The sequence below is a fragment of the Streptomyces sp. CWNU-52B genome, from assembly GCF_047444975.1.
Lineage (GTDB): Bacteria > Actinomycetota > Actinomycetes > Streptomycetales > Streptomycetaceae > Streptomyces.
The window spans coordinates 1-5,773 of record NZ_JBLFJV010000035.1 but is presented as its reverse complement, the minus strand read 5'-3'; the positions used below and the strand labels follow the sequence as shown (position 1 = coordinate 5,773).

Genomic DNA, 5,773 nt, shown 5'->3' with positions numbered 1-5,773 from the left:
CGGGTGAGATTGGGCCGAACGCCCCCGCCCGCCGGCCGCGCCCGCCAGGATGGGCCGGATGACCGTCCCCACCACAGACCTCTGGCACCACTACGGCCGCACCCGCAACGCCACCGACCACGCCGTGCCCGACCGCTTCTGGTGGACCTGGGGCCAGGACAGTGGCCCCGGAACCGGCCTCCTCGGCACCGTCACCGGCCGGTGCGTGGGCGACCTCGGCGCCGGAGCCGCCCGGCACGCCGCCCACCTGACCGTCCATCACCGGCCCGCCCGCATCGACGCCGTTGACGCCTCGCCCGCCCAGCACACCGCGGCCAGCAACCTGTACGGCCACCTCGCCCCGCGCCTGCGCCTGATCCACCGCGACGTGACCCAGCATCTGCACACCAGCGCCAGCACCTACGACGTGCTCTACAGCGTCTTCGGCGCCGTTGACTTCACCGACCCGTACGACCTGCTGCCCGCAGCGGCATGCGCGCTGCGCCCTGGCGGGCGGCTGGTGTTCTCGACCCTCGCCCATCACCTCGGCGGCGCGTCCGCTCACCTTGACGTGCAGCACACCGACATCGCCGCGAAGACGCCGCACGGCGAGGCCGCCACCCTGCGCCGCTGGGTGCTCCAGGAGCACGTGTGGACGAAACTCCTCGACGAGGCTGGGTTCACTCGGATCCGCACCGAGGTGCTGTCCGGCCGAGCAGATCCGCGGGGCACCGACACTCTCCTGGTGACGGCGTTCCGCACGGATGACCAGCGAACCCTCCAGATTTAATCCTCGGGAATCGACTTTTCCCTAGCCATCAACACGTCCAGCCGCGCTCGCACCGCCCCCACCGCGGTGACGCCCAGGTCCGACGACCACCGGCCCTTCCCGGCTTTCTCGCAGCCCTCGCTGACACCGATGAGGATGGCGAGGGTGAGGTGGGCCCACTGCTCCTCGGTCAGGTAGTCAGGCCTGGTGACCGGTTCCGGCCCGGGGTGCTGTGATGTGTGCGGCATGATCGTTCCTCTGGTGACAGACGGGTTCGCGCGCCCGGCCGCCACGGTCATCAGCCCCGTGAAGGGGCGGTCGCCGCGCGGGCCGACTGTGGGCGCAGCGGTCCGCTTGCTCCGGCGTCGGCGCACGGGCGGTGCGGACTTCGGTGCACCGTGGTTCAGCGGGGTTCGGGGAAGCCGGGCAGTCCAAGCGGCACAGGAGCCGGTTCGGGTCCGCTGACGCAGCGCTGCAGCATCAGCCGGAACCGCTCCCCGTCGGCGGGCCGTACGGCGACCTCGGCTCCGTCGCCGCGCCCGGCGTCGAGCGCTGCCAGGGCCGCGCGGCCGCTGTCCGGCTCGACGGCGGCCTTCGGGTGGAAGATGGCCACCGCTCCCAGCTCCAGATGCCGTCCGGCGACCTGCACCGTGTAGGCATCGCGCGACAGCCGCACGGCAAGGGGTTCGCCGCCCAGCAGGGCGCGCACGGTGGGGGAGTCGTGGCCGTGGAACGTGAAGTGTCCCCGCGACAGGAAAGGCGAGATGACGCAGTGGCCCTCCAGGAGCAGCCGCGCGATGCGCAGGACGACGCGCTCCTTGTAGGGGAGCTCGTTGGGTATGGGGAAGTACTGCTCGCAGTGGCGCTGCACGACTTCCAGATCCTCAAGGAAGAGCTGCCACTGTGCGGACTCACCCTCCGGCAATGGCGGTATCTCGCCAGCCTCGACGATACCTTTGCCGGTACGGACTTCGAAGGTGCCACCAGCCGTGATGCGCTGATGGATGCGCAGCACCCGCAGGGCGGCAGCCGGCTCCAGCCCTTCCAACGAGAGCGTGAATTTCAGGGACGCCGCGGCCCCGGGAGCATCGGGCATCAGCAACTGCAGGTGCCCGCCCGCCAGTTCCACCCGCGCGGACCGGCCGGTACTCCCACGCCCCAGGTGTTTCAGCGTGCCGGGGTAGGACGCGGTGACCTGCCCGCCGTCCATGAAGATCAGATCCGCGCTCACCTCCTCCTGCACGGTGGCCTCGGCAGGATGCCAGTGCACCTCGACGTCCTGATGCTCCCGGGCCAGGAACTGCGGCCCGGTGACCGTCATCTTGTCCACCGTCCCGCGCGGCAGCACCACCTTCTCGTCCAGCCCGAATCCCAGACTGCGGCGCACCGCCTCGGCCTGCTGTGGCTCCAGGGGATCGACCCCTTCCAAGGTGATCGTGATGGGCGAGACCTCGTGGGCCCGCGGGTGCTTGCCGCGCAGTGTCTGCACCACGGTGTTGTCCTGCCGGGCGAAGTCCACGGTCCAGTGCTCGTCCAGGTTGTCGACCTGTTCGCCCAGCGCCGTCACCCGGGCGCTCACATCGTCCACGCCGTTCATGAGCAGCGCCCGCTCCTGCCCGTACACCCTCGCCGCCTCGAACAGCTGGCCGCGGGTGAACGACGCCTCCACGTCCGGATGCGCCGCCAGCAGATCATCCAGCTTCGCGCGGTCCCACACCTCCACCTCGACCGCCAGCCCCTCCGCCAGCGACATCACGAACTCCCGCTCGGGCGTGGACAGTACGCACGGCACCACCAGCACCCACTCCTGCGGCCCGCCGCGCATCGCCCGCGCGAACGACTGCCTGATCGACGCACGCCGCCCCTTGTGCGCCGTGGTCGGGAACCCGTCCGGGTAGTACTTCAGCTGGAAGACGCGCACCCGGGAATCGTGGGTGACCTTGATGTCGATGCCGTCGTCCCCGCCGCGCCCGTTGACCGCCTCCACGCGCGCGGCCGCGGCGTACACGCGGTGCACCACCGCCTCGACGATCCGGTCGAACCCCGGCTGCCCGACGCGCTCCCACTCCACCGCCACAACCGCCCCCTGCCGCGCATCACACCCTGGAAGGTGATGATCCCACCCGGCACTGACAGTCACCGTCCAGTCGGCGCGCAGACGGTACCTGCGGGGTGAGAGCGGCCGCGCCGGTTCAGGCGAACGCTCCGCCTCCAGATGGACCGGGCGGCGGGACTGCTGCTCCAGCACGGTCGGCGCCGCCGGTTTCGGCAACGCCTGAGATCCGGCGTGCCGGCGCGGATAGACGCCAAAGGGCCTGGCTGCTTGGGCCTTCCGGCACGGGAGAACACCGCCTCACAGGCCTCCCCGGTGCCGTGCGGCACGCCCTCCCGCAGCTGCTCGCCTGGGCGGACGGTTCCTGCGGTACGGGTTGCGAACACCGCCTGCCGCCAGCGGCGTTGTGGACTCCGGGCCCGCTGCGGCGACTGGTGCCCACCCTGCTGCCCAAGTCGGCTCGAAAACGCTGTACCGAGGCGTTTCCTGACGGTGTATTAATGGGCATCTCAAGCGTTGTAGTCAACTACAACACTAGGAAGCGGAAAGAGGCGAACCCCCTTGGTCTACAAGATTCGTCCGCTCGCCAACGGGCTGCGAACGGACCATCCCGTTCCCGGTCTGCCGTTCGTCGACGACGCGCACCTGCCGCTCGACGAGGGTCCCGATGCCATCGAGGCGGTGGGCCGAAACAAGGGTGAAGGCATGTGGGGCCGGTGCGACCCCTCCCGCGCCGGCGGCTGGGTGGCCTTCACCACCGACCCGATCGCCCCCCACCTGGGCTGGGCCGTGCGCTACCACCCCGACCACGGACGCACCGTGCTCCTGCTGCGCGACGAGGACACCTCCAGCATGCACACCTACTGGATCGGCGCCCCGCTGCTGTTCCGGGCCGGCGGCTACTGGTGGGACGGCCAGCACTGGTACCGGCCCGGCCAGATCTGGGACCCGGTCACCGAGGACTACGCCCACCTCAAGAGCCGCGCCACCGCCACCGTCCACGCCGACGACCTGCTGGACGGCCGCGCCCACCCGCAGAGCGCGCACGTGTACAAGGTCGCCGCCTTCGACCCGGACGCCGCGCTCCCGCAGAACTGGGCCGATCACCTGACCCTGTGGGCGCAGCACCACCACCGCCAGGACGACCCCCTGCCCCTGGACCGGTGCGTCGTCGACCTGTCCAGCCCCGAACTGGCCGGGGACCGGCTGCTCGGCGTGCCCGAGATGGCCGCACTGGGCAACATCACGGCCTCCACGCTGCGCGGCTACATCTCCCGGGGCGAGAACGACGTGCCGCTGCCGCAGGCGACCGTCGGCGGCCGGGCCCAGTGGTCGCGCCCGGTCGCCGAGGACTGGGTGGAAGCCCGCCGCCGCTCCGCCGAAGGCCTGCTGCAAGCGATGTCGGCCGGCGACCGCCACCAGCTCGCCCCGGGAGCGGCGCAACTGCGCGACCGCTTCAGCGAGTCCTTCTTCAGCTTCCTGTGGAAGCGGCCCGACATCCGCAAACGCTGGACCCTGCGCCACCGCAACGAGCCGGCCGTACGGGAGGTCGCCGACCAGCTCGCCTTCGAGGTCGCCCACAGCCTGCGCCGGATCATCCCCACCGACGCCCTGGGCCCGACCATCCGCCACGCCGTCCTGGAGGACTTCGCCACCTCGCTGCGCGTGAGCGAACGCCGCGGCGGTGAGCTCAAGGGCTTCGACCTCATCCTGTCGGTGCCGCTGGCGAAGATGCTCAGCTGGTTCATCCAGCACTTCCCGACCTCGGCCCAGTGGTACATCGGCGAGATCATGGGCGAGGCCGACAAACAGCTCGGCATTCCCGCCCAGGTGACGGCCGAAGCGCTGCACCGATCCGCAACCACGAACGGGGAACTCGGCCAGCAGGCCGCGACGGAGTTCTTCTCCCGCATCGACCCGGACAGGACACAGAACTGAGCTCCACCAAGCCCGAAACGGGGCGGGTGCCGGAGCTCTGGGTCGCTTACCGCGCGATGTGCGCGCCCAGCTCGGCGCGCAGGTCCCGCCCCGCCCCGGCGGGATGGCGTGGCTGCTGCAGTTCCTCCAGCTCGTCGTCGGTGAGGTCATCGACCCAGGCCGTCGTGCGCCGGTACTCGGCCTCCTGGGCATCGCGCAGTTGCCGTTCGTACCAGTCGAGTTCGTCCTCGTTCTCGATCCAGTGGCGTACAGCCGCGTCCTGGACGCGCCGCGTCTCGTCCTGTTCGGCGATCTCGCACGGGTACCGCGCCGCGGGCCCCGCCTGAAGCCGCGGCCGGGGTGCGGCCAGGATCCGGGCGCGGGCCGCGAGCAGCGCGCGGCGCGCGGCGCGCGGCGACCGCCGAATGCCGGTTGGCCGCCTAGGTCACGCCCACGCAGCGGCGGTGGGGATGCCGTCCGGCAAGGGGTCTTGACCAATGGCCGTGCCCGCAGGACGCCGTCCGGTCCGGGAACCTCGAAGTGCGGGGTTCCGGCGCGTAGTCCACCGCCCTCATTGGCGAAACCCACCGGCCCCGCCTCCCGCACCCGAACCGCGAGGGCTCCGGCAGGGGCCCGGCTTCCCCTTCCTTCCGCGGCCCCCGGCAGGGCGCGCCCCGCTGCCGGCCCCGCCTCGACGAGCTGAGACCCAGAACTCGAATCTTCCATAGTTCTAGAAGCAAGGAAGCACCCCATCTGACGACATGCCGGATCGCTCATCTGATGAGGCATCAACAAGAAGCCGACGGATCAGGCACCCCCGCCCCTGCAGCCAGCCCGAGCCGGCCACGGAGTGGACGGCATCTCAACTCACCTTCATTAGAGTCAAGTTGCAGAGAAAATCCGGCTTGGCACGATCGCGGAGCGATCGGGACCACCACACCGTGATCCGCGGAGCGGATCAACCGGTCCCGGAGGGACCGGCCGTCTCCGCGGAGCGGAGACGGGGTACCGACGCGTAGCGTCGGCGCGTCGTTCCTGCGGAGCAGGACGCGCGC

4 protein-coding genes are annotated in these 5,773 nt (G+C 70.8%); 2 read left to right on the top strand and 2 right to left on the bottom strand.

From position 1 onward, the window contains the following. Window positions 1-58 precede the first annotated feature (58 nt). A complete protein-coding gene (locus ACLVWQ_RS28320) occupies window positions 59-769 on the top strand; it encodes a class I SAM-dependent methyltransferase (RefSeq protein WP_414112041.1) in 711 nt (236 codons plus the stop codon). On the opposite strand, the gene ACLVWQ_RS28315 is transcribed toward ACLVWQ_RS28320, so the two are convergent. Together ACLVWQ_RS28315 and ACLVWQ_RS28310 are read right to left on the bottom strand one after the other, a co-directional pair. Further along, window positions 766-996 (bottom strand): hypothetical protein, encoded by a 231-nt coding sequence (locus ACLVWQ_RS28315; RefSeq protein WP_414112040.1) that lies wholly within the window; start codon window positions 994-996, stop codon window positions 766-768. The two genes, ACLVWQ_RS28320 and ACLVWQ_RS28315, sit on opposite strands and share 4 nt — an antisense overlap. A gap of 155 nt (window positions 997-1,151) precedes the next feature. After that, window positions 1,152-2,825: a hypothetical protein gene (locus ACLVWQ_RS28310; RefSeq protein ID WP_414112039.1), complete on the bottom strand. Its 1,674-nt coding sequence runs from the start codon at window positions 2,823-2,825 to the stop codon at window positions 1,152-1,154. Window positions 2,826-3,362: 537 nt separating this feature from the next. Between ACLVWQ_RS28310 and ACLVWQ_RS28305 the strand changes: the two genes are divergently transcribed. Next, a complete protein-coding gene (locus ACLVWQ_RS28305; RefSeq protein WP_414112038.1) occupies window positions 3,363-4,739 on the top strand; it encodes a helix-turn-helix transcriptional regulator in 1,377 nt (458 codons plus the stop codon). The last annotated feature ends 1,034 nt before the right edge of the window (window positions 4,740-5,773 follow it).

Bases quoted from the DNA above. Each gene is read 5' to 3' on its own strand.
- ACLVWQ_RS28320 (WP_414112041.1), top strand. From the start codon at position 59: ATGACCGTCCCCACCACAGACCTCTGGCACCACTACGGCCGCACCCGC.
- ACLVWQ_RS28315 (WP_414112040.1), bottom strand. From the start codon at position 996: ATGCCGCACACATCACAGCACCCCGGGCCGGAACCGGTCACCAGGCCT.